The 22,498-nt window shown below is 74.3% G+C and carries 19 protein-coding genes and 1 pseudogene; 10 read left to right on the forward strand and 10 right to left on the reverse strand.

Going from position 1 to position 22,498, the window contains the following annotated elements; all coding sequences use genetic code 11:
- Both AA75_RS06320 and AA75_RS06325 read right to left on the reverse strand, forming a co-directional pair.
- A pseudogene (locus AA75_RS06320) lies at positions 1-192 on the reverse strand (hypothetical protein); the annotation flags it as partial.
- 85 nt (positions 193-277) lie between these two features.
- A complete protein-coding gene (locus tag AA75_RS06325) occupies positions 278-604 on the reverse strand; it encodes a hypothetical protein (protein ID WP_033818786.1) in 327 nt (108 codons plus the stop codon).
- 168 nt (positions 605-772) lie between these two features.
- On the opposite strand from AA75_RS06325, the gene AA75_RS06330 reads away from it, so the two are divergent.
- From AA75_RS06330 to AA75_RS06355, 6 genes are all read left to right on the forward strand, one after another.
- The gene (locus AA75_RS06330; protein ID WP_033818787.1) at positions 773-1,726 is read left to right on the forward strand and encodes an STM4015 family protein; all 954 of its coding nucleotides are present in this window, start codon (positions 773-775) and stop codon (positions 1,724-1,726) included.
- 102 nt (positions 1,727-1,828) lie between these two features.
- Positions 1,829-2,770 carry an STM4015 family protein gene (locus tag AA75_RS06335; protein WP_033818788.1) on the forward strand — a complete coding sequence of 314 codons (942 nt, stop codon included), beginning with the start codon at positions 1,829-1,831 and terminating at the stop codon, positions 2,768-2,770.
- A gap of 10 nt (positions 2,771-2,780) precedes the next feature.
- Positions 2,781-3,905 (forward strand): STM4014 family protein, encoded by a 1,125-nt coding sequence (locus tag AA75_RS06340; RefSeq protein ID WP_033818789.1) that lies wholly within the window; start codon positions 2,781-2,783, stop codon positions 3,903-3,905.
- 17 nt (positions 3,906-3,922) lie between these two features.
- Positions 3,923-4,753, forward strand: a complete 831-nt coding sequence (locus AA75_RS06345) for an STM4013/SEN3800 family hydrolase (RefSeq protein WP_033818798.1) — start codon at positions 3,923-3,925, stop codon at positions 4,751-4,753.
- Entirely contained in the window at positions 4,750-6,105 is a 1,356-nt protein-coding gene (locus AA75_RS06350) for an STM4012 family radical SAM protein (RefSeq protein ID WP_051811925.1), read from the forward strand. Before AA75_RS06345 ends, AA75_RS06350 begins: the two co-directional genes overlap by 4 nt.
- 47 nt (positions 6,106-6,152) lie before the next feature.
- Positions 6,153-6,998: an STM4011 family radical SAM protein gene (locus tag AA75_RS06355; RefSeq protein ID WP_033818800.1), complete on the forward strand. Its 846-nt coding sequence runs from the start codon at positions 6,153-6,155 to the stop codon at positions 6,996-6,998.
- A gap of 17 nt (positions 6,999-7,015) precedes the next feature.
- Here the strand turns inward: AA75_RS06355 and AA75_RS06360 are convergent, their stop codons facing one another.
- The 6 genes from AA75_RS06360 to AA75_RS06385 form a co-directional block, all read right to left on the reverse strand.
- The gene (locus AA75_RS06360) at positions 7,016-7,999 is read right to left on the reverse strand and encodes an ABC transporter substrate-binding protein (protein ID WP_033818790.1); all 984 of its coding nucleotides are present in this window, start codon (positions 7,997-7,999) and stop codon (positions 7,016-7,018) included.
- 42 nt (positions 8,000-8,041) lie between these two features.
- Positions 8,042-8,794, reverse strand: a complete 753-nt coding sequence (locus tag AA75_RS06365) for an amino acid ABC transporter ATP-binding protein (RefSeq protein WP_082526295.1) — start codon at positions 8,792-8,794, stop codon at positions 8,042-8,044.
- Positions 8,795-8,802: 8 nt separating this feature from the next.
- A complete protein-coding gene (locus AA75_RS06370; RefSeq protein WP_082526293.1) occupies positions 8,803-9,813 on the reverse strand; it encodes an amino acid ABC transporter permease in 1,011 nt (336 codons plus the stop codon).
- Between the two features lie 87 nt (positions 9,814-9,900).
- Positions 9,901-10,836: an ABC transporter substrate-binding protein gene (locus AA75_RS06375; protein WP_033818792.1), complete on the reverse strand. Its 936-nt coding sequence runs from the start codon at positions 10,834-10,836 to the stop codon at positions 9,901-9,903.
- Positions 10,833-11,348 (reverse strand): GNAT family N-acetyltransferase, encoded by a 516-nt coding sequence (locus AA75_RS06380; protein ID WP_033818793.1) that lies wholly within the window; start codon positions 11,346-11,348, stop codon positions 10,833-10,835. The genes AA75_RS06375 and AA75_RS06380 overlap by 4 nt, the downstream gene beginning before the upstream one ends.
- Complete coding sequence (locus AA75_RS06385) at positions 11,345-12,511, reverse strand: LLM class flavin-dependent oxidoreductase (RefSeq protein ID WP_051811926.1); 1,167 nt, start codon at positions 12,509-12,511, stop codon at positions 11,345-11,347. Before AA75_RS06385 ends, AA75_RS06380 begins: the two co-directional genes overlap by 4 nt.
- Positions 12,512-13,151: 640 nt before the next feature.
- On the opposite strand from AA75_RS06385, the gene AA75_RS06390 reads away from it, so the two are divergent.
- A complete protein-coding gene (locus AA75_RS06390; protein WP_033818794.1) occupies positions 13,152-14,150 on the forward strand; it encodes an amino acid ABC transporter permease in 999 nt (332 codons plus the stop codon).
- Complete coding sequence (locus AA75_RS06395; protein ID WP_033818803.1) at positions 14,147-16,060, forward strand: FAD/NAD(P)-binding domain-containing protein; 1,914 nt, start codon at positions 14,147-14,149, stop codon at positions 16,058-16,060. Before AA75_RS06390 ends, AA75_RS06395 begins: the two co-directional genes overlap by 4 nt.
- 31 nt (positions 16,061-16,091) lie before the next feature.
- Here AA75_RS06395 and AA75_RS06400 read toward each other — a convergent pair whose 3' ends face one another.
- Positions 16,092-16,958: a hypothetical protein gene (locus AA75_RS06400; protein WP_033818795.1), complete on the reverse strand. Its 867-nt coding sequence runs from the start codon at positions 16,956-16,958 to the stop codon at positions 16,092-16,094.
- Positions 16,959-17,113: 155 nt separating this feature from the next.
- On the opposite strand from AA75_RS06400, the gene AA75_RS06405 reads away from it, so the two are divergent.
- Positions 17,114-19,396, forward strand: coding sequence for an FdhF/YdeP family oxidoreductase (locus tag AA75_RS06405; protein ID WP_033818796.1), 2,283 nt, complete (start codon positions 17,114-17,116; stop codon positions 19,394-19,396).
- 57 nt (positions 19,397-19,453) lie between these two features.
- Here AA75_RS06405 and AA75_RS06410 read toward each other — a convergent pair whose 3' ends face one another.
- Positions 19,454-21,019 carry a C40 family peptidase gene (locus AA75_RS06410; protein WP_158515447.1) on the reverse strand — a complete coding sequence of 522 codons (1,566 nt, stop codon included), beginning with the start codon at positions 21,017-21,019 and terminating at the stop codon, positions 19,454-19,456.
- 357 nt (positions 21,020-21,376) lie between these two features.
- Between AA75_RS06410 and AA75_RS06415 the strand changes: the two genes are divergently transcribed.
- On the forward strand, positions 21,377-22,498 hold a 1,122-nt coding region (locus AA75_RS06415; RefSeq protein WP_033818797.1), incomplete at its 3' end, for an inorganic phosphate transporter.

A 22,498-nucleotide genomic window follows, 5' to 3' on the forward strand; every position in this document is an offset into this window, starting at 1 on the left:
GAGCGCGCCGAGCGCCGCCGCCTGCGGCGAGCCGAACCACACCACGGCCGCGGGCTCGGCCAGACCGGCCGCCCGGTAGGCCGCGCGCACGGCCCGTTCGACGGCCGGCCGGTCGGCCGGGCCGGTGCCTGCCGCCACCTCCCGCCAGCGGGCCACCGCCTCGCGGGGCGCGGACTGCTGCTGAACCATCATCGGAATGCTCCGTTCCTTCTCGCCGGTCATCTGTCGCCCGCCCGCACTACCGTCCGAGCACCCGTCGCCCTCGCGGCCCGCCGGCTCAGTCCGCCACCACCCGGACCGCGCCCGGGGTGTACTCGCGCTGGCGCACCACCCGGTACCAGCCCTTGGGCAGCGCGATCACCGCGTGCTCCTCGTGCACCACCCGCCCGCCCTCCGGCAGCCGGAGCCAGGCGGCGGCGAACGGCCCGGCCTCGCGGCGCAGCTCGCCGGGGCCGACCACCGCGTGGGCGTGGCCGGTCACCTCGCCGAGCGCCAGCACCATGCGGCCGCGGGGGTCGCGCGGCTGGGGCGGCAGCGCGCCGACCACGCCCGGTACGGCGCTCTCCTCGACCGGCACGATCAGCACGTCACCCTGGCGGTACATCAGGCCTCCTGCGGTGTCGGCCCGACGGGTTGCCGGACGTCCGATCCAGAAGCTAGGGCCGGGGTCTGACAACCGGTCGGGCCGCGCGGGCCGGGCAGCACGCCGGTCGCACAGTTGTCGGAGCGGCCTGGTAGACAGGTCGTCCCGCCGTCCTACCAGGAGCAGCACATGGCCCTCAGCGAGAACCTCGACCAGTTCCACGGCCTGCCGGTCTTCGACCTCGTCCCCGCGCTGGACGAGGGCGCCGAGCTGCCCGACGCGGCGGCCGTGGCCTGGAAGATCGGCCTGGACTACGACTCCGAGGAGACCTTCGAGCAGCGCTGGGAGCAGTTCCTGGCGGCCGTGGACACCGAGCGGGTGACCGCCGTGGTGATCGGCGCCTGGTGGCAGGACGAGCAGGAGCCGGCCGCGGAGACGGTCCGCCTGGTCGCCGGCAGCGCCGGGCGGCTGCCCGCGCTGCGGGCGCTGTTCTTCGGCGAGGTCACCTACGAGCAGTGCGAGATCTCCTGGATCCAGCAGTCCGACGTGACACCGTTCCTGACCGCCTTCCCGCGGCTGGCGGAGCTGGTGGTGCGCGGTGCGAGCGGCGGCTGGGACGGCGAGCCGGGCCTGGTGCTGCAGCCCGTCCGGCACGAGGCGCTGCGCACGCTGCGGTTCGAGAGCGGCGGGCTGCCCGGCGAGGTGGTCCGCGCGGTCGGCGCGTGCGACTTCCCGGCGCTGGAGTCGCTGGAGCTGTGGCTCGGGGTCGACCAGTACGGCGGCGACGCGACCATGGCCGACCTGGAGCCGATCCTCGGCGGGCTGCGGCTGCCCGCCCTGCGCCGGCTCGGCCTGCTCGACAGCCTGGCGCAGGACGAGATCGCGGCGGCGGTCGCGCACGCCCCGGTGGTGGCCCGCCTGGACCACCTGGGCCTGGCGATGGGCGTGCTGACCGACGAGGGCGCCGGCGCCCTGCTGGAGGGACAGCCGCTCACCCACCTCACCTCGCTGGACCTGCACCACCACTTCCTCACGAAGCCGATGCAGCAGCGTCTGACCGAGGCCCTGCCGGGGGTGGAGGTCGACCTCTCCGAGGCCGGTGCGCCGGACGAGCGCTGGCGGTACGTGGCCGTCGCGGAGTGACCGGCCGGTAGCCGACGCCCGGCCCACCGGGCGTCGCCGGGGCCTGGTAGACAGGTCCCGGCGATCACCCCAACCGGTCCCGCCCCGCCCCTAGGAGCAGCCATGACGGTCAACAGGCACATCGAGCGGTTCCACGGACTGCCCGTGTTCGAGTTCTCCGCCGCCCCGGACGGCGACGCGCCGGCCGCCCTGCCCGCGGCCGACGCCGTGGCCTGGCGGATAGCCGTCGAGTACGACTCCCCCACCGGTTTCCAGGAGACGCTGGGCGCGTTCCTCGACGCGGTGGACACCGACCGGGTCCGGGCCCTGGTGATCGGCGCGTGGTGGGCCGACGGCTACGAGCCGCTGACCGCGGCGCTGGCGGCGGTCACCGGCGCCGCCGGCCGACTGCCGGGGCTGCGCGCGCTGTTCGTCGGCGACGTCACCTACGACGAGTGCGAGATCTCCTGGCTGGAGATGTGCGACGTGACCGGCGCGCTGACCGCGTTCCCCGCCCTCCACGAGCTGGTGGTACGCGGCGGCAGCGGCCTGGTGCTGCGGCCGGTGCGGCACGAGGCGCTGCGCGCCCTGCGGCTGGAGGCCGGCGGCCTGCCCGCCGAGGTGGTCCGTGCGGTCGGCGCGGGCGACTTCCCCGCGCTGGAGCGCCTGGAGCTGTGGCTCGGGGTCGACGAGTACGGCGGCGACCACTCGGTGGAGGACCTGGCGCCGTTCCTGACCGGGGTGCGCTTCCCCGCCCTGCGCCACCTCGGCCTGGAGAACTCCGAGTACCAGGACGAGATCGCGGCGGCCGTCGCGCACGCCCCGGTGGTGGCCCGCCTGGACCACCTGAGCCTGGCGATGGGCGTGCTGACCGACGAGGGCGCCGGCGCCCTGCTGGAGGGACAGCCGCTCACCCACCTCACCTCGCTGGACCTGCACCACCACTACCTCACCGAGCCGATGCAGCAGCGTCTGACCGAGGCCTTGGCGGGGGTGAAGGTCGACCTCTCCGACGCCGAGGACGAGGAGGACGAGGAGGACCGCTACGTGGCCGTGGCCGAGTAGCGCCACCGTCGTGACGTCCCCCTCCCTCACCGTCCTCGGCAACCCGGGCCACCGGCGGGTCACCCTGTTCGCCGCCGCCGCCCGGGCCGCCGGGCTGCCCGAACCCGCCGTCCTGCCCTGGGCGGACGTGCTGCGCGGCACGTACCGGATCGCCCCCGGCACCGTGCTGCGGATCGAGTCGCCCGGCGAGGACGAGGAGGTCGACCGTCTGCTGCGCGGCCCCGCCCTCGGCGCGCACTACGCGCCGACCCGGGTGGAGGGCGGCGCCGCCTGGTACACGGGGCTGACCGCCGCGCTGGCCGGCGTGGCCCGGGCGGTCGGACGGGCCCCCGGCGCCCGGCTGCTGGGGGACCCGGACGAGATCGCGGTGATGTTCGACAAGCGCCGGGCGCACCGGCGGCTGGCGGACGCCGGGGTCCCGGTGCCGCGCGCCCTGGACGGCCCGGCCCCGGGCGGCTGGGCGGAGCTGAAGGAGCGGCTGGCCGCCGCCGGGCTGCGCCGGGTGTTCCTGAAGCCCGCGCACGGCTCCTCGGCCTCCGGGGTGGTGGCGCTGCAGTTCGGGCCGCGCGGGCAACTGCTGGCCACCACCTCGGTCGAGGCGGCCGACGACGGGCTGCACAACTCGCTGCGGGTGCGCGGCTACCGGGACGAGCGCGAGATCGCGGCGGTGGTCGACCGGCTGGCGCCGGACGGCCTGCACGTCGAGCAGTGGGTGCCGAAGGCGGCGCAGCACGGCCGGGCCGCCGACCTGCGGGTGGTGGTGGTCGCGGGCCGGGCCACCCACGTGGTGGTGCGCACCAGCGGCTACCCGATGACCAATCTGCACCTGGGCGGCGCCCGCGGGGAGACCGGGCCGGCCCGGGAGGCGGCCGGCCCGGCCTGGCCCCGGCTGCTGGAGACCGCCGAGCGGGCCGCGGCCTGCTTCCCGCGCTCGCCGATGGCCGGGGTGGACGTGCTGCCGACCGCGGCCTGGCGGCGGGGGCTGGTGGGCGAGGTGAACGCCTTCGGCGACCTGCTGCCCGGCCTGACCGGGCTGCCCGGCGGCCCCGCCGAGGGGCTGGACACCTACGGCGCCCAGCTCGCCGCCCTGCTGCCCCACCTCGACCCCGCACCACCGACCGGAGCCGCCCGATGAGCGATCAGATACCCGACATGCGGCAGGTGGTCGGCAGCCACGACCTGCTGCTGGTGACCCTGGACACGCTGCGCTTCGACGTCGCCGAGGAGTTGGCGGCGGCGGGCCGGATCCCGCACCTGGCGGCGTTCCTGCCGGGCGGGCGGTGGGAGCGCCGGCACTCCCCCGGCAGCTTCACCTACGCCTCGCACCAGGCGATCCTGGCGGGCTTCCTGCCCACCCCGGCGCGCCCGGACGGGCCGCACCCGCGGCTGTTCGCGGCCCGGTTCGCGGGTTCCGAGTCCACCGAGTCCCGCACCTGGGTGTTCGACACCCCGGACCTGCCGTCGGCGCTGGCGGCCGCCGGGTACCGGACGGTCTGCATCGGCGGGGTCGGGTTCTTCAACAAGCAGGGCCCGCTGGGGTCGGTGCTGCCGGGGCTGTTCCAGGAGAGCCACTGGGAGCCGGAGATGGGCGTGCCCTCGCCGACCTCGTTCGAGGCGCAGGTGGCCCGGGCCGAGCAGGTCTGCGCGCGGCAGCCGGCCGGGCAGCCGCTGTTCCTGTTCGTGAACGTCTCCGCGCTGCACCAGCCGAACTGGTTCCACCTGCCGGGCGCCGCCCGCGAGCACGGCGACACCCGGGCCAGCCACGCGGCCGCGCTGGAGTACGTGGACGCCCACATCGGGCGGCTGTTCACCGCGATGAGCCGCCGCCGGCCGTGCTTCGCGATCGTCTGCTCCGACCACGGCACCGCGTACGGCGAGGACGGCTACACCGGCCACCGGATCGGCCACGAGGTGGTCTGGACGGTCCCGTACGCGCACTTCACCGTCCCCGCCGCCGGGCCCGCCGAGGAGGCCGCCGTATGAGCACCGTGAGCACGGCCGTCGAGGGCCCGGGCGCGGCCGTCGAGGCCCCGCGCCCGTACCAGTCGTACGTCTACGCATACCCGCACAAGACGGCGTACCGGGCGCTGCCCGAGCGGCCGGAGCTGGGCGCGCTGTGGGCGGGCGAGCCGCAGCACGCGCTCTCGCTGTACCTGCACATCCCGTTCTGCGAGGTGCGCTGCGGCTTCTGCAACCTGTTCACCCGGATCGGCAGCCCGGAGGGCCTGACCACGGCCTACCTGGACGCGCTGGAGCGGCAGGCCGGGGCGGTCCGGGCGGCGCTGGACACGGACGCCCGGTTCGCGCTGGCGGCGTTCGGCGGCGGCACCCCGACCTATCTGACGGCCGCCGAACTGACCCGGCTGTGCGACATCGCCGAGCGGTGCACGGGCGTCGACCTGCGGGCCGTCCCGCTGTCGGTGGAGGCCTCCCCGGACACCTGCACCGCCGACCGGCTGGCGGTCCTGGCCGAACGCGGCACCACCCGGCTGAGCCTCGGCGTGCAGTCGTTCCTGGACGAGGAGGCCCGCTCGGCGGTGCGTCCGCAGAAGCGGGCCGCGGTCGAGGCCGCGCTCGGCCGGATCCGGGCGGCCGGTTTCCCGGTGCTCAACATCGATCTGATCTACGGCATCGACGGGCAGAGCGAGGCCAGTTGGCTGCGCTCGCTGGACGCCGCGCTGGCCTGGCGGCCGGAGGAGCTGTACCTGTACCCGCTGTACGTGCGGCCGCTGACCGGTCTCGGCCGGCGGCCGGCCGAGGCCACCGGGGCCGGCTGGGACGCCCAGCGCCTGGCCCTGTACCGGGCCGGCCGGGACCACCTGCTGGGCAGCGGCTACCAGCAGGTGTCGATGCGGATGTTCCGCCGGGCCGGATCCCCGGCGGGCGAGAGCGAGTACGCCTGCCAGACCGACGGCATGGTGGGCCTGGGCTGCGGCGCCCGCTCGTACACCTCCCGGCTGCACTACTCCTTCGACTACGCGGTGAACGCGACCCAGGTGCGCGGCATCATCGACGACTACGTGGCCACCGAGGACTTCTCCCGGGCCGAGCACGGCCGCTGGATGGACGACGGCGAGGCCCGCCGCCGCCACCTGATCCAGTCCCTGCTGCAGGCCGAGGGGCTGGACCCGGCCGGGTACCGGCTGCGCTTCGGCAGTTCGCCGGCCGAGGACTTCCCCGCCGAGCTGGCCGCGCTGACGGACCGCGGCTGGCTGGAGGGGCGGCCGGAGCGCCTGGTGCTGACGCCGGAGGGGCTGGCGTACTCGGACGCGATCGGCCCGCTGCTGTTCTCGCCCGAGGTGCGGGAGCGGATGAGCGCCTACGAGGCGAGGTGACGGTCTTCCTGGGCCTGCCCGGGCAGGCGGCCCCCGCGCCCGAGCCGCTGGACCTGACGGTGCTGTACCGGGGTCCGCTGGCCTCCTGCGACTACGACTGCCCGTACTGTCCGTTCGCCAAGCGCCGGGACTCCCCGGCGCAGCTGCGGGCGGACCGGGCGGCGCTGGAGCGGTTCACCGCCTGGGCGGCGGCGCAGCGCGGCGACACGCTGTCGCTGCTGTTCACGCCGTGGGGCGAGGGGCTGGTCCGGTCCTGGTACCGGCGGGCGCTGGTGGAGCTGAGCCGGCTGCCGCACGTGCGGCGGGTGGCGATCCAGACCAACTTCAGCTGCCGCACCGACTGGCTGGCCGACGCCTGCCTGGACACCCTGGCGTTCTGGATCACCTACCACCCCGGTCAGGTCGGCCATGAGCGCTTCCTCGCGAAGTGCCGGGAGCTGACGGCGCTGGGCGCCCGGTACAGCGTGGGCGTGGTCGGCGAGCCGGAGCACCTGGCCGCGGCCCGGCGGCTGCGGGCGGAGCTGCCGCCCGAGGTGTACCTGTGGGTCAACGCCGCCGACGGCCGGAGCTACACCGACCGCGAGGCCGCCGACTGGACGGCGCTGGACGCCCTGTTCGGCTACAGCCGCGACCCGCACCCCAGCGGTGGCCGCCCGTGCCGGACCGGTGAGTCGGTGATCTCGGTGGACGGCGACGGCACGGTCCGCCGCTGCCACTTCGTCCGCCCGCCGCTGGGGAACCTGTACGACGGCTCGTACCGGGCCGAACTGCGGCCGCGGCCCTGCCCGCTGCCGGTGTGCGACTGCCACATCGGCTATGTGCACCTCGAGACGCTGCCGCTGTACGACGTCTTCGCGGGCGGGGTGCTGGAGCGCATCCCGTTCGCCGGCTGACGGCGTACCGGCGCGGGTCAGCCGGTCTTCGGCAGGCCGGGCGGGTTGATCTCCGAGGTCTGGACGGCCTCGCTGTCCAGGCCCCAGCGCTTGAGGACCTGGGCGTAGGTGCCGTTCTTGAGGACTTCGTTGATGGCGCCGTTGAGCGCCTTGACCAGGCCGTTGTCCTTCTTGGTGGTGGCCGCGATCTTGCCGAGGACCTGGTCGCCGGCGCCGGAGTAGGTGCCGATCACCTCGGTCTCGCCGGTCTGGGCCGCGTGGAAGGCGGCGGTCGGGTTGGGGCCGAGGTAGGCGTCGATCCGGCCGGAGGCGAGCGCCAGGTAGTAGTCGGAGGAGTTCTGGAAGTACTTGATGTCGACCGGCTTGAGTCCGGCCTTGACGTTGGCCTCGTTCCAGGCGATCAGCAGCTTCTCCTGGTTGGTGCCGGAGGCGACAGCGATGGTGTGCCCGGCGACGTCCTGGGGGCCGGTGACCTTCCAGCCGGCGCCCTTCTTGGCCTCGAAGCCGAGGATGTCGAGCCGGTAGGTGGCGAAGTCGTACTTCTCCTTGCGGGCCTCGGTGACGGTGATGTTGGTGAGGCCGACGTCGTACTTGCCGCTGTCGAGGCCGACGAAGACGTTCTCCCAGGAGACCGGGTTGAGTTCGACCTTCAGGCCGAGCACGTCGCCGATCAGGTGGGCGAGGTCGGGTTCGGCGCCGATGATGGTCCGGTCGTCGGTGGCGTGGAAGTCCAGGGGTGGCACGGTGCCCAGCGAGTCGACGACTTGGAGGGTGCCTCTCTTGCGGATCTCCTCCGGGACCAGCGCGGCGATCGCGTCCACCTTGGCGGTGGTCACCCTCTTCTGGTCCGGCGTCAGGTTCACGGTGATCCCGTTCGGGGCCACCGTGCCCTTGGCGCCGAGGTCGGCGGAGGCGCCGGTGGACGAACCGCAGGCGGTGAGCGCCAGGGTGGCGGAGAAGGCGGCGGCGGCCAGCACGAGGGCGCGGCGGGGCAGGGGCATGACGGAACTCCGTTTCGGGGAAGGGGTGTTGCCAGGAGGGGTCTAGAGCACCTTGGAGAGGAAGGCGCGGGTGCGTTCGTGCTGGGGGTGGTCGAGGACCTCGGCGGGCGGGCCCTGTTCCACCACCACCCCGCCGTCCATGAAGACCACGGTGTCCGCCACTTCGCGGGCGAAGCCGATCTCGTGGGTGACCACGATCATGGTGGTGCCGCCGGTGGCCAGGTCCTTGATCACGTCCAGCACCTCGCCGACCAGTTCGGGGTCGAGGGCCGAGGTCGGCTCGTCGAAGAGCAGCACCTTGGGCTCCAGCGCCAGCGCCCGGGCGATGGCCACCCGCTGCTGCTGGCCGCCGGAGAGCCGGCGCGGGTAGCTGTCCGCCTTGTCGGCCAGGCCGACCCGGGCGAGCAGTTCCAGGGCGCGGGCCCGCGCCTGGGTCTTGGGGACGCCCAGTGCGCTGACCGGAGCCTCCACCAGGTTCTCCAGCACGGTCAGGTGGGGGAAGAGGTTGAAGTTCTGGAAGACGAAGCCGAGCCGGGTGCGCTGGCGCAGCACCTCCCGCTCCTTGAGCTCGTACAGCTTGCCGCCGGAGCGGCGGTAGCCGATCAGCTCGCCGTCGATCGCGACGTAGCCGCGGTCGAGCTTCTCCAGGTGGTTGACGGCGCGCAGCAGGGTGGACTTCCCGGAGCCCGACGGACCGAGGATCACGGTCACGGAGCCGGCCTCGGCCCGCAGGTCGACGCCGCGCAGGACTTCGAGCCGTCCGAAGCTCTTGTGGACCCCGCGGATGTCCACCATGGCCGTGGTCACGAGCTGCCTCCCGAGGGTGCGGAGAGCCGGCTCTCCTGGATCTGGCGGACGAGGGCGCGGGCGCGCTGGAGCGGGGTCGGCGGCGGGGTGCGTTCGGCGCCGCGGGCGAAGTACCGCTCGACGTAGTACTGGCCGACCGACAGCAGGGTGGTCAGCAGCACGTACCAGGCGGTGGCCACCATCAGCAGCGGCACCACCCGGCCGGTGCGCCCGTAGACCACCTGGACCTGGTAGAAGAGTTCGCCGATCGCCATCACGTAGACGATCGAGGTGCCCTTGAAGAGCGAGATCACCTCGTTGGCGGCGTTCGGCAGGATGCCGCGCATGGCCTGCGGCAGGACGATCCGCCAGGCCTGCCGCAGCCGCGGGATGCCGAGCGCCGCCGCGGCCTCCAGCTGGCCGGCGTCCACCGAGATGACCCCGGCCCGGATGATCTCGGCGGCGTACGCGGCCTGGTGCAGGGCCAGGCCCAGGACGGCGGCGCCGAGCGCGCCGAGCACGTCCATGGTCTCGAACTCCCAGACGGTCGGCCCGAACGGGACGCCGAGGCCGAGCCGCTTGTACAGATAGGAGAGGTTGAACCAGAAGACCAGCTGGACGATGAGCGGGATCGAGCGGAAGGCCCAGATGTACGTCCAGGCGATGGTCTGCAGGATCGGGCTGCGCGACAGCCGCAGGGCGGCGATCACCGCGCCCAGTGCGAAGCCCAGGACCGTTCCGTAGCAGGTGAGTTGGAGGGTGGTCCCGACGGCGCGCAGGATGCTGTCGGTGGCCAGGTAGGCCCGGAAGGTGGGCCAGTCCCAGCCGGGGTTGGTGGCCAGGCCGTGCAGGAACTGCGCGACCACCACGACCGCGGCGGCCCCGGCCAGCCACCGCCAGGGGTGGCGGGCCGGGACGACGGGCAGCGAGGCCGGATCGCCGGTGCTCGCGGACGGGTGGTCCTCGGACAGGTGTCTCTCGGGCGGACGCTTCTCGGGCGGGTGCTTCTCGGGGGCGGCGACGGTCATGGCGGCCGGGTCCTCGCTTCGGGCCAGCGACTGACTGGCGGGGGCTTCTGGCACGGGATCACGGGCGGCGGATCACGGGTGCTCGGGTCACGGGTGCTCGGGCGGGCTGATCAGCGATTCGGGGATGGCCGAGTCGGTGGTGCCCCACTTCTGCAGGATCCGGCCGTAGGTGCCGTCCTTGATCAGCTGGTTGACGGCGGCCTGGAACGCCGGGGTGAGCGGCGAGCCCTTCTTGAACGCGAAGCCGACGTCCAGCCGGTGGAACTCCCCCAGGAAGCGGGTCCCGGAGGCCGGCCGGCTCGCCTGGTAGCGCAGCCCGTTGATGGTGGACATCACCACGTCGACCCGGCCCTGCTGGAGGCTGGTCAAGGTGGCGCCGCTGTCGGCGAACGCCCGGACCTCGTACGGCTTCTTGCCGGCGTCGGTGCACACGCTCTTCTTCGCGTTCAGCGTGGTCTCGAAGGTGGTGCCGACGCCGGTGCCGATGGTCAGGCCGCAGAGCTGCACCAGGTCGGTGACCGGCTGGAGGGCGGTGTTGTCCTGCTTCACCGCGAAGCCCTGGCCGTCGTCGATGTAGGTGACGAAGTCGATGGTCCTCAGGCGGGCGGTGGTGACGCCGAAGTTCCCGGCGCCCAGGTCGTACTTGCCGCTGTCCAGCGCCGGGAGGATGGTCTCGAAGGCGGCCTCCTCGCGCTGGATGGTGACGCCGAGCACCTTGGCCACCGCGTCCGTGAAGTCGACGTCGATCCCGGCCGCCTTCTTGACCGCGGGGTCGGGGAAGAAGGCGCTGGGCGGGGTGCCCCCGGCGCCGCCGAGCCTGAGGGTGCCCGCCGTACGGACCTCCGGCGGCAGCAGTGCGGCGATCGACTCGACCTTCTGCTCGCCCGCCACCACGTCCTGCCCGGCCGCCGATGCGACCGGGGCTCCGGCGGCGGCCTGCGGCCCGGCCGCCGGGGCCGAACTGCAGCCGGCCAGCACCAGGGCGGTGGCGGCGGCGAGCACGGCCGGAAGTACGCGTCTCACGGTGCGGAGCCTTTCGACGGGCCGGCGGGGTGCCGGTCGGTGAGGTGCTTCTCGAAGGGGAGCGGGCGGAACTCCGGCGGGTCGAGGTCCGGGTCGAACAGCGGGGTGTAGCCGGCCGCCAGGTAGAGCTGCTTGGCCTCGGGCTGGCGCGGCCCGGTGGTGAGGTGGATCCGCCGGTAGCCGCCCGCCGCGGCGGCCCGCTCCAGTTCGGCCAGCACCCGGCGGGCCAGGCCCCGGCGGCGGTGCGCGGAGTGCGTCCACATCCGCTTGATCTCGGCGGTGGTGTCGTCGTAGCGGCGGTACGCGCCGCCGGCCACCGGCTCGCCGTCGGCCAGCAGGAGCAGCAGCAGGCCCTGCGGCGGGGCGAACTCCTCGGCCGGGTAGCGGGCCATCTCGGCGTGCCCGCCGGGCCCGTACCGGGTGACGTACTCGTGGGTGAGTTCGCGCACCAGCGGTTCGGTCAGCGGGTCGCCGAGCCGGACCCGCTGGACCTCGAACAGCGGCGTGCTCACGCCTGCACCGCGATCAGCTGGTGCCGGTCGCGCTCCTTGGCGGCGGCCTCGGCGGCGGCCCGCTCGGCGGCCTTGGCCGCGTCCCGCCGGGCGACCTCCTCGCGGACGATCGGGATGACGTGCCGGCCGAAGTCGATGGCGTCGCCGACCAGGTCGTAGCCGCGGGCGGAGAGGATGTCGGCGCCCAGGTCGTAGTAGTCGAGCAGGGCGGCGGCCACCGTCTCCGGGGTGCCGACCAGCGCGTTGGAGTTTCCGGCGCCGCCGGTGGCGGCGGCGGTCGGGGTCCACAGCGCGCGGTCGTAGCGCTCGCCCTGCTCGGCGATCTCGATCAGCCGCTGGGAGCCGGTGTTCTGCGGCGCGCCGCCGACGCCGCGGCGGACCAGGTCCCCGCCGGACTCCCGCCGGGCCTTGATCGCGGCGACCGTGCGGTGGGCCTTCTCCCAGGCGAGTTCCTCGGTGGGCGCGATGATCGGCCGGAAGGCGACCTGGATCCGCGGGGTGTCGGTGCGGCCGGCGGCGCGGGCGGCCTCCTTGACCCGTTCGATCTGCTCGGCGGTGGCGGCCAGCGGCTCGCCCCAGAGGCAGTAGATGTCGGCCTCGGCGCCGCCGGCCGCGTAGGCGGCGGGCGAGGAGCCGCCGAAGGAGACGTTCGGCCGGGGCTCCTGGACGGGGAAGACGTCCGAGACGAAGTCGTTGAACCGGTAGTGCTCGCCCTCGTGGTCGAAGGGCTCGCGGCTGGTCCAGGCCTTCTTGACGATGCCGATGTACTCGCGGGTGCGGGCGTAGCGCTGGTCCTTGGTGAGGAAGTCGCCCTCGCGCTGCTGCTCGTGGTCGCTGCCGCCGGTGATGAAGTGCACGGTGAGCCGGCCGTCGCTGATCCGGTCCAGGGTGGCGAAGGTCTTGGCGGCGAACGTCGGGTAGGAGACGTTGGGACGGTGGGCCAGCAGGATCTGGAGCCTGTCCACCTTGGCGGCCAGGTAGGCCGCGGACGGCGCGGGGTCGGGGGCGCCGGCGCCGTACGCGAACAGGACCCGGTCCCAGCCGTGGTCCTCGTGGGCACGGGCCAGGCGCAGGGTGTAGTCGCGGTCGAAGGCGGCGGTGGTGCGGGGCGTGGTCTCCGAAACGTCACTGGTGGCGGCGATACCGAGGAACTCGACGGGCATGGGTGCTGGCCTTTCCTTGCGGGTGCGGGCACGCCGAGGGGCGGCCCGGCGCGGGAGGTACGGGCGGAGCGGGCGGTGCGGGGCGTGCCGGGCGAGGGCGCGGCGGGGCGCGCCGGCGAGGGCGTGGGCGTGGACGGGTGAACCGGCCGTCAGGCAGCGGAGTGTGACGGGAGGTCAGCTATAAAGAGAGGGAGTTCTGGCGGCAGCGCACGCCTGTCGTTCCGTCGGGTACGACGGCTTCCCGGCCCCGCGACGGGGCGGACCGAGGGAGGTCTCCGAGGGGAGATGGGGCCGGTCAGGCGGCCCGCTGCCGGGTCAGCCGCAACACGCCGCGGACCACACCCGACCGAAGTCGATGTGGCCGCGCGTGACCAGACGCTGCTCGGCATTCATGTCGCCAGTTGACCAGCGAACCTCCGCGTTCGTCAACCACCGTCCGGAAACGGGCCGCCGCACCGCCTTCCCGACCCCGGCGGCGGACCTTGACACGGCGGGGCGGCGCCCGCGTACGATCGGCCGCGGAGTGAGTGCGTATCCGGGCCCGGGCCAACCGTCCCGGATCCAGGCCGGGTTGAGGGACCCGGCGCGCGCGTGACGGACAGTCGGCCCCCGCCTGCCCGCTCGCATCTGGAGCCCCGCCATGGCCACGTCGCCCGACGTCCTGCCCCTCGCCGCCTCCTCCCCACCACCCGAACGCCCGAGCCCGGCGCACCCGGCTGCGCCCCCGGACACCGCCGAGCTGCCGATCGTGCCGCGCCGCCGCCCCGGCCGGCTGGCCGCGGCCGCCGTGGCGCTGCTGCTGCTCGCGATGGCGCTCAACTCCCTGGTCCGCAACCGGGCCTTCCAGTGGGAGGTGGTGGGCCAGTACCTGACCACCACCGCGATCACCCGCGGCCTGCTGCTGACGCTGTGGCTGACCGCGCTGGTGATGGTGCTCGGCTTCGCCCTGGGCACCCTGCTGGCGCTGGCCAGGCTGTCCGGCAACCCGGTGCTGCAGGCCTTCGGCTGGGGGTTCGTCTGGGTGTTCCGGGCGACCCCGCTCCTGGTCCAGCTGCTGTTCTGGTTCAACATCGGCGCGCTCTACCCGCACCTGGGGTTGGGGGTCCCGTTCGGCCCGGAGTTCCTGAGCGTGCGGACCGTCAACCTGCTCGGGCCGGTCCTCACGGCGGTGATCGGGCTCACCCTGCACGAGGCCGCGTTCGCCGCCGAGGTGGTGCGCAGCGGGATCCTCTCGGTCGACCAGGGGCAGCTGGAGGCGGCCGCCTCGCTGGGGCTGTCGCGGCGCCGGGTGCTGCGGCGGATCGTCGTCCCGCAAGCGATGCGCTCGATCGTGCCGACGGCCGGGAACATGCTGATCGGCACGCTCAAGGGCACCTCCATCGTCAGCGTGCTGGCGGTGCAGGACCTGCTGTACTCGACGCAGCTGATCTACAACCAGACGTACCAGGTGATCCCGCTGCTGATGGTGGCCACGCTCTGGTACGTCGGGGTGACCAGTGTGCTGTCGGTCGGCCAGTACTACCTGGAGCGGTACTACGCCCGCGGAGCCACCCGGGACGGGCTGCCGCCGACCCCGCTGCAGCGGGTGCGGGCGCTGTGGCGCGGGCCGGCCGCCGGGGTGGCGGGGGCGGCGCGGTGAGCACCCTGGTGATCGTGGGCGCCGGTCCGCGCGGCACCGGCCTGCTGGAGCGGCTGGCCGCCAACGCCGCCGAACTGCTGCCGCCCGGGGCGCCGTTGGAGATCCACCTGGTGGACCCGTACCCGCCGGGCGGCGGCCGGATCTGGCGGGAGGAGCAGTCGCCGCTGCTGCGGATGAACTCGATGGCCGAGGACGTGACCATGTTCACCGACGCGACCTCGACCGCCGAGGGGCCGGTGCGCCCCGGGCCGTCGCTCGCCGAGTGGGCCCGCGAGCCCGAGCGGTACCCGCCGTACCGGCCGGTGGCCGATCCGCGGATCCGGGCCGAACTGGCGGCCCTGCGGCCGACCGACTTCGCCACCCGGCAGGCCCAGAGCGCCTACCTGGACTGGGTGTTCCGCCGGGCCGCGGCCGACCTGCCCGCGCACGTGACGCTGACCGTGCACCGGGACACCGCCCGGTCGCTGACCGGCCCGCCGGACGGCCCGCAGCTGGTGGAGCTCTCCGACCGGGTGCTGGTCGCCGACCAGGTGGTGCTGACCCTCGGCCACCTGGAGCCGGCGGCGGACCCGCGGCACCGCGAGGCGGCCCGCTTCGCCGCCCGGCACGGCCGCTTCCACCTGCCGCCGGCGTTCTCCTCCGACGCCGACCTGTCCGCCCTCGCCCCGGGTGAGCACGTCCTGCTGCGCGGCTTCGGGCTGGCCTTCGTCGACCTGATGGCGCTGCTCACCGAGGGCCGGGGCGGCCGGTTCGAGGAGGGCCCCGACGGCCCGGTGTACCGGCCCTCGGGCCGCGAGCCGGTGCTGCATGTGGGCTCGCGGCGCGGTGTGCCGTACCACTCCAAGACCGGCTACCGGCTGCAGGGCCCGCCCGCGCCGCTGCCGCGGTACTTCGACGCGGCGGCCGTGGACGCCCTGACCGCGCGGCCCGGTCCGCTGGAACTGCGGCGCGACGCCTGGCCGTTGATGGCCAAGGAGATCGGCTTCGGCTACTACCACGAGCTGTTCCACGCCCATCCGGAGCGCACCGCGCTGCCCTGGGCGCGGTTCCTGGCCGGCTACGACCGGCTCGGCTGGTACGACCCGGAGCTGGCCGCGCTGGTCGCAGGGGCCGTCCCGGACCCGGCCGACCGGCTGGACTTCGAGCGGCTGGACCGGCCGCTCGACGGGGTCCGGCTCGCCGACGGCGAGCAGCTGCAACGGCACCTGCGCGGCTACATCGCGGCCGACGCCGACCGCCGGGCCGACCCCGGGTACAGCGCCGACCTCGGGGCCTTCCTGGCGCTGCTGTCGCTGTACGGGCAGCTGCCGCGGCTGCTCGCCTCCGGCCGGCTGTCGGCGCGGTCGGTGGCGCGGGAGCTGGACGGCTGGTGGTTCGGCTTCTTCAGCTTCCTGGCCTCCGGTCCGCCGGGGTTCCGGCTGCGGCAGCTGCTGGCGCTGTCCGAGGCGGGCGTGGTGCGGTTCCTGGGCGCCGGGGTGGAGGTCGCCCTCGACGGGTCGGACGGCACCTTCGTGGCCACCAGCCCCACCGTCCCCGGCCGGCGGGTGCGGGCCACCGCGCTGATCGAGGGGTACCTGCCGCAGCACGCGGTCGCCCGCACCACGGACCCGGTACTGGCCGGGCTGTACCGGACCGGCCGGCTCACCGAGGAGGAGGTCCGCGACGACGGGCACCACTACCGCTCGGGTCTGATCGTCACCGCCGCGTCCGACGGGCGGATCCTCGACCCGGCGCTCGGCGGCGCCCCGCACCCGCGCCGCACCGCGCTCGGCCCGCCCACCAACGGCCGCTCGCAGGCCGCGTTCGCCCGCCCGCGCACCGACGCGCCGGCGTTCCGCCAGAACGACGCGGCGGCGCGCGCCCTGCTGCGGGCGCTGGTGGGCGCGGCGGCGGTCCCGGCCGTACCGTGACCGGCGCCGGTGGCCGGCGGTCCCGGCGAGGTCAGGCGGGCCCGGTGGGCCGGCCGAGCGCGAGGGTGGTGACCTGTTCGGCGGTCAGGTGGTCGGGCGCGCCGTAGATCCGGTCGGCCAGGCCCTTGAGGCCGGTGCGGCGTTCCAGCTCGGAGAGACAGTCCAGGGCCTCGCGGTCGGTGTCGAAGTCCCACACCGTCAGCCGGTGGACGATCGCGACGGCCTCGATCCAGCCGAGCCCGGGCGGTGCGCCGGGGGCGCGGCCGAGCTGCTGGGCGGCCCGGGCGAGCGCGGTCCTGGCCTCGCCGAGCAGCGGATGCTCCTCGCCGAGGGCCTGCTGGACCTGCGGCACGAGCTGGACCAGCTGGTGGACGCTCCCGCCGAGGTCGCCGACGGCGGCGGTGTGGGCGGCGTACTGCGCCCGGGCCCGCAGCACCCGGGCGTCGTCGGCGCCGACGGCCGCGGTCAGCGCGGGCAGCAGGTCGTGCAGCCGGCGCAGCGCGCCGCCCGCATCGCCCGCGCGTCCCACCTCGGCGGCCAGGTCGAGCCGGGCGGTGAGGGTCTCCGGGTCGCCCGCGCCGAGCGCCTGCGCCATGTCGAGGATGACCTGTTCCAGCAGGTGGATCGCGGCGGCCGGGTCGCCCGCCTCGCCCTGCCGGCGGGCCGCCTCGCGCCAGGTGGCCAGGGTGTCCCGGTCGTAGCGGCCGAGTTCGCCGACCATCTCGCGGGCGACCGCCTCCAGCAGTTCGGCGGCGCCCTGCGGGGTCCGGGCCACCTCTGCGGCGGCGCGCAGCCGGATCAGCAGCTCGCGGACGGCGGGCACCGCGTCGGCGGGCTCCTCGGCGGGGCCGAACCGGCCCTGCGGATCCTCGGTGGACGGCGGCATCGGCTGGCTCACTGGCTCGGTACTCCTCGGCGGGCGGGTTCGGACGCGCAATTCTGGCGCGGGGGCCGGACCGGGTGCCACCCCTGCGGGACCGGATCCGGGCAGTGCGAGGATGGACGGGCAGGGGAACGGCGACGGTGCCACCCCACCAGCAGGAGGTGTCAGCCATGGCCAAGCAGGCCCCCCAGAGCGACCCGGCGCAGGACGCGCCCGAGGTCGGTGCGCCCAAGCACGCGGCGGCCGGACTCACCGCAGTCGCCAAGAGCCTGCAGATGGCCGGCGAACAGATGGGCGCCCGGCGGACCCTGGCCACCCTGCGCAAGGTCAACCAGCCGGACGGCTTCGACTGCCCCGGCTGCGCGTGGCCGGAGCCGGGGAAGACGCACACCGCGGAGTTCTGCGAGAACGGCGCCAAGGCGGTCGCCGAGGAGGCGACCGAGCGGCGGATCACCGCGGAGTTCTTCGCCGCGCACCCGGTGGCGGAGCTGGCGGAGCGGTCCGGGTACTGGCTGGGCCAGCAGGGCCGGCTCACCGCGCCGATGCTGCTGGAGGAGGGCGCCACCCACTACACCCCGGTCTCCTGGGAGCGGGCGTTCTCGATCGTCGCGGACGAGCTGAAGGCGCTGGACACCCCGGACGGCGCGGCCTTCTACACCTCGGGCCGGACCAGCAACGAGGCCGCGTTCGCGTACCAGCTGTTCGCCCGGCAGCTGGGCACCAACAACCTGCCGGACTGCTCCAACATGTGCCACGAGTCCTCGGGTTCGGCGCTGACCGAGACCCTGGGCGTCGGCAAGGGCAGCGTCCACCTGAAGGACCTCTACCAGGCCGACCTGATCATCGTGGCGGGCCAGAACCCGGGTACCAACCACCCGCGGATGCTCTCCGCCCTGGAGCGGGCCAAGCGGGCCGGCGCCAAGGTGGTCAGCGTCAACCCGCTGCCGGAGGCGGGGCTGGAGCGGTTCAAGAACCCGCAGAACGCCCGCGGTCTGGTCGGCGCGGGCACCAAGCTGACCGACCTGTTCCTGCAGATCCGGCTCGGCGGTGACCTGGCGCTGTTCCGGGCGCTGAACCAGCTGGTGCTGGCCGCCGACGGCGGGGTCGACCACGCCTTCATCGCCGAGCACTGCCACGGTTTCGAGGAGTTCGCCGCCGAGGCGGCCGCCACCGAGCGGGCCGAGGTGCTGGCGGCGACCGGCCTGCCGTGGGAGCAGATCGAGGAGCTGGCCGCTCTGGTGCTGGCCTCCGAGAAGATCATCGTCTGCTGGGCGATGGGCCTGACCCAGCACAAGCACTCGGTGCCGACCATCCGCGAGGTGGTCAACTTCCTGCTGCTGCGCGGCAACGTCGGCCGCCCCGGGGCCGGGGTCTGCCCGGTGCGCGGGCACAGCAACGTCCAGGGCGACCGGACGATGGGCATCTTCGAGCGGCCGAGCGCCGCCTTCCTGGACGCGCTGGGCAAGGAGTTCGGCTTCGAGCCGCCGCGCGAGCACGGCCTGGACTCGGTGGACACCATCCGGGCCATGCGCGACGGCCGGGTCAAGGTGTTCTTCGCGATGGGCGGGAACTTCGTCGCGGCCACCCCCGACACGGACGCCACCGAGGCGGCGATGCGCAGCTGCCGGCTGACCGTGCACGTGTCCACCAAGCTGAACCGCTCGCACGTGGTCACCGGCGCCCGGGCACTGATCCTGCCCACCCTCGGCCGTACCGACCGGGACCGGACCGCGGCCGGGCAGCAGTTCGTCACCGTCGAGGACTCGATGAGCATGGTGCACTCCTCGCGCGGCGGGCTGCGGCCGCCGTCCGAGCAGCTGCTGTCGGAGGTCGCGATCGTCTGCCGGCTGGCGCGGGCCGCGCTGGGCCCGCAGAACCCGGTGCCGTGGGAGGAGTTCGCCGAGGACTACGACACCGTCCGGGACCGGATCTCCCGGGTGGTCCCCGGCTTCGAGGACTTCAACGAGAAGGTCCGCCGGCCCGGCGGCTTCGTGCTGCCGCACGGCCCGCGCGACCGCCGGGCGTTCCCCACCGCCACCGGGAAGGCCAACTTCACCGTCAACCCGCTCACCGCGCCCGAGGTGCCGGCGGGGCGCCTGCTGCTGCAGACGCTGCGCTCGCACGACCAGTACAACACCACGGTCTACGGTCTGGACGACCGCTACCGGGGCATCACCGGCGGCCGCCGGGTGGTCCTGGTGAACCCGGCCGACGCGGCCGAGCTGGGCCTGGCCGACGGCGCGTACACCGACCTGGTGAGCGAGTGGCAGGACGGCGTCGAGCGGCGCGCCGCGCACTTCAAGGTGGTGCACTACCCGGTCGCGCGGGGCGGCGCGGCCGCCTACTACCCGGAGACCAACGTGCTGGTGCCGCTGGACTCCACCGCCGACATCAGCAACACCCCGACCTCGAAGGCCGTGGTGATCCGCTTCGAGCCGGACAGCGGCAGCTGAACGCGGACCGGCCCGGCCCCCCGCGCGGGGGGCCGGGCCGTCGTGTTCCCGGGCCGGTCAGTCCTGGGCGTGCCCGGTGCCGCTGGGCGAGACCTTCGCCGACCCGGAGGAGGAGTCGGCCGCCGAGGCCCCGGACCCGGACGGGGTGCCGGTGCCGGTGGCGGGGTCGCCCGGGGTGGCCGTCCCGGCCGGCGGGGTGCCGGTGGTGGACGGCGTGCCGGTGCCGGTGGACGGCGTGGACGGGCCCGTCGAGGAGCCGCCGGACGGGGTGCCGGAACCGGACGGGGTGCCCGAGCCCGACGGGGTGCCGGACGGGGTCCCGCCGGTGGACGGCGACGGGCCGGTCTCGGGGGTGGCGGGCGCGGTCGGCGCGGTGACCGGCGGCGCGGGCGGCGCCGGCGTCAGGGTGGACGGCTTGGCGGGCGCGATCCGCACCGCGCCGACCTTGACGTCCGGCACCTTCCAGGCGCCGCCCTTGTCGTCGGCCGCGGCGTCCGGGTCGGGGCGCACCACACCGAGGATCGGCATCGCGCCGATCTGGGACACCTTGACCACGTCACCGGTGTGCGGGGCCTGCACGATCAGCCCGCCGCCGATGTACATCCCGATGTGGGTGGCGCCGCCGAAGTAGACCACCAGGTCGCCGGCCCGGATCTGGTTCAGCGGGACGTGCTGCAGCTGCGCCCACTGCTCCTGGCTGGTGCGCGGGATCGGGACGCCGGCGTGGATCCAGGCCTGCGAGGTGAGGCCGGAGCAGTCGAAGACGTCCGGGCCGGCGCCGCCCCACACGTAGTCCTTGCCGAGCTGGGCGAGCGCGTAGGCGACCGCCTTGCGGCCGGCCTCGGACGGCGTGCGCTCGCCCTTGCCGAGCGCGCCGGAGGCGAGGAAGGCCAGCTGGGCCTGGTCGGCCTGCTGCTTCTCGAGCTGCTCCAGCTCGGTGCGCTGGGCGCCGGTTAGCGAGCCGACCAGCTGTTCGACGTCGGCGAGCCTCTTGGTCACCTCGCCCTTGGCCTGCTCCTGCTGGGCGGTCACGACCTGCTGCTGGGCGAGCGAGAGTTCGGCCTGCTGCTGGAGCACGGTCAGACCGGCCCGGTCCGCCTTGAGGCGGTCCAGGAAGGCCGACTGCGAGCGGCCGGCGGCCTGCAGCAGCTCGGCGATGACCACGGCCTCGTACGGGTCGTCGGCCATCAGCAGTTCGCCGAGCTCGGAGGCGTGGCCGTTGCGGTACTGGGCGGCGGCCAGCTGGGCGGCCAGGTCGCTGCCGGCGTCCACGGCGGCCTGCTGGCGGGTGATCTGGGTCCGCAGGTCGGCGAGGCCGTTCTGGAGTTCGGCGAGCTTGGCCACCGAGCCGTTGTACTGCTCGGTGGCGGCCTCGGCCTGCTGGTAGAGCTGGTGCAGCTGGTCGAGGAGCGGGCCGAGGGTGGCCTTGGCGTCGGCGAGCGGGTCGGAGCCGGGGGCGACGGTCGGGGCGGCCACCGGGGGCACCGGCTCGGGCGCGGCGTACGCGGCGCCGCCGGCCAGCGACAGCGACAGGGCCGCGGCGGCGAGCACCGCACCGCACCGCAGGGCGGCCCGCACCCAGGGCCGCAGCCCGGCCGAATCCATCCCCTGTGCAGCGCCCATCGGCCTGTTCTCCCCCGTCTGGCGACCCCCGGCCGGGCGTCCCCCCGGCCGATGTACCCGCTGATCCTGCCATGGGAGGGCGGCTGCGGGGCAGATGGCACCGGTACGTACTGATGAACTTCTCATCCTGGCCGCAGGACACTGTGAGACAGGTCTCATCAAAGCATCATCAGATCGGTCATTTCACGCAAAAGTGCTGATCAGGGCCCCTGCTGACCCCGTCCGGACGCCCCCCGGAAACCTCCGAGACACCATCAGAACCCTGATTCCCGACCGAGTTAACCTCCCGTTCACCGAGTCTCCCTACGGTCTGCGTGACACCAGCGTCAGTACGACAACTACGACGATTGTTTGGGTATGGAACACATCACGTTCCTGGTGGCCGTTGTGATCATCACGGCGCTCGCCTTCGACTTCACCAACGGTTTCCACGACACCGCCAACGCGATGGCCACCTCCATCGCCACCGGTGCCCTCCGCCCGAAGGTCGCGGTCGCCATCGCGGCCACCCTGAACTTCGCCGGGGCCTTCCTCTCGGTCAAGGTCGCGACCACCATCTCGGGCGGCATCGTCAACGAGAAGGCCGGCCTCCACCCCGAAGTGATCTTCGCGGCCCTGGCCGGCGCGATCCTGTGGAATCTGCTGACCTGGCTCAAGGGTCTGCCCTCCAGCTCCTCGCACGCGCTCTACGGCGGCCTGATCGGCGCCACCGTGGTCGGCGCCGGGGTGAGCGGCGTCAACTTCAGCGTCGTCGTCAGCAAGATCCTGATCCCGGCCGTGGCCGCCCCGCTGGTGGCCGGCGTGGCCGCCTGGGGCGCGACCAAGCTGGCGTACCTGATCACCCGCGGCGGCTCGGAGACCACCACCAAGGGCTTCAAGCGCGGCCAGATCTTCTCCTCCTCGCTGATCTCGCTGGCGCACGGCACCAACGACGCGCAGAAGACCATGGGCATCATCACGCTGACCCTGGTCTCGGTCGGCAACCTGCCCAAGGGCGCGCTGCCCCCCACCTGGGTGATCATCAGCGCCGGCGGCGCCATCGCGCTGGGCACCTACATGGGCGGCTGGCGGATCATCCGCTCGATGGGCAAGGGCCTGGCCGACATCAAGGCGCCGCAGGGCTTCGCCTCCGAGACCGCCGCGGCCACCGCGATCCTCACCTCCACCCACATGGGCTACGGCCTGTCGACCACCCAGGTCTGCTCCGGCAGCATCATGGGCGCCGGCCTCGGCGGCCCGAAGGGCTTCCTGCGCTGGGCGCTGGTCCGCCGCATGGTCTACACCTGGGGCCTGACCCTGCCGGCCGCCGCCCTCGTCTCGGGCGCCGCCGCGTACGTCGCGGGCCGCGGCACCTGGGGCGTGGCCGTGGTCGGCGTGGCGCTGGTGACCGGCGCGGGCTCGATGTGGGTCATCTCCCGCCGCCAGCCGGTGAGCGCCGACAACGTCAACGACGTCACCCCGGTCGAGGTCCCCGGCGCC

The sequence above is a fragment of the Kitasatospora sp. MBT63 genome (genome assembly GCF_000710465.2).
Lineage (GTDB): Bacteria > Actinomycetota > Actinomycetes > Streptomycetales > Streptomycetaceae > Kitasatospora.

What these genes read in the sequence shown, in the direction of transcription:
- AA75_RS06410 (WP_158515447.1), bottom strand. Translation starts at nt 21,019, where the DNA reads ATGGGCGCTGCACAGGGGATGGATTCGGCCGGGCTGCGGCCCTGGGTG.
- AA75_RS06370 (WP_082526293.1), bottom strand. Translation starts at nt 9,813, where the DNA reads ATGACCGTCGCCGCCCCCGAGAAGCACCCGCCCGAGAAGCGTCCGCCC.
- AA75_RS06405 (WP_033818796.1), top strand. Translation starts at nt 17,114, where the DNA reads ATGGCCAAGCAGGCCCCCCAGAGCGACCCGGCGCAGGACGCGCCCGAG.
- AA75_RS06365 (WP_082526295.1), bottom strand. Translation starts at nt 8,794, where the DNA reads ATGGTGGACATCCGCGGGGTCCACAAGAGCTTCGGACGGCTCGAAGTC.
- AA75_RS06330 (WP_033818787.1), top strand. Translation starts at nt 773, where the DNA reads ATGGCCCTCAGCGAGAACCTCGACCAGTTCCACGGCCTGCCGGTCTTC.
- AA75_RS06385 (WP_051811926.1), bottom strand. Translation starts at nt 12,511, where the DNA reads ATGCCCGTCGAGTTCCTCGGTATCGCCGCCACCAGTGACGTTTCGGAG.
- AA75_RS06335 (WP_033818788.1), top strand. Translation starts at nt 1,829, where the DNA reads ATGACGGTCAACAGGCACATCGAGCGGTTCCACGGACTGCCCGTGTTC.
- AA75_RS06350 (WP_051811925.1), top strand. Translation starts at nt 4,750, where the DNA reads ATGAGCACCGTGAGCACGGCCGTCGAGGGCCCGGGCGCGGCCGTCGAG.
- AA75_RS06360 (WP_033818790.1), bottom strand. Translation starts at nt 7,999, where the DNA reads ATGCCCCTGCCCCGCCGCGCCCTCGTGCTGGCCGCCGCCGCCTTCTCC.
- AA75_RS06390 (WP_033818794.1), top strand. Translation starts at nt 13,152, where the DNA reads ATGGCCACGTCGCCCGACGTCCTGCCCCTCGCCGCCTCCTCCCCACCA.
- AA75_RS06325 (WP_033818786.1), bottom strand. Translation starts at nt 604, where the DNA reads ATGTACCGCCAGGGTGACGTGCTGATCGTGCCGGTCGAGGAGAGCGCC.
- AA75_RS06345 (WP_033818798.1), top strand. Translation starts at nt 3,923, where the DNA reads ATGCGGCAGGTGGTCGGCAGCCACGACCTGCTGCTGGTGACCCTGGAC.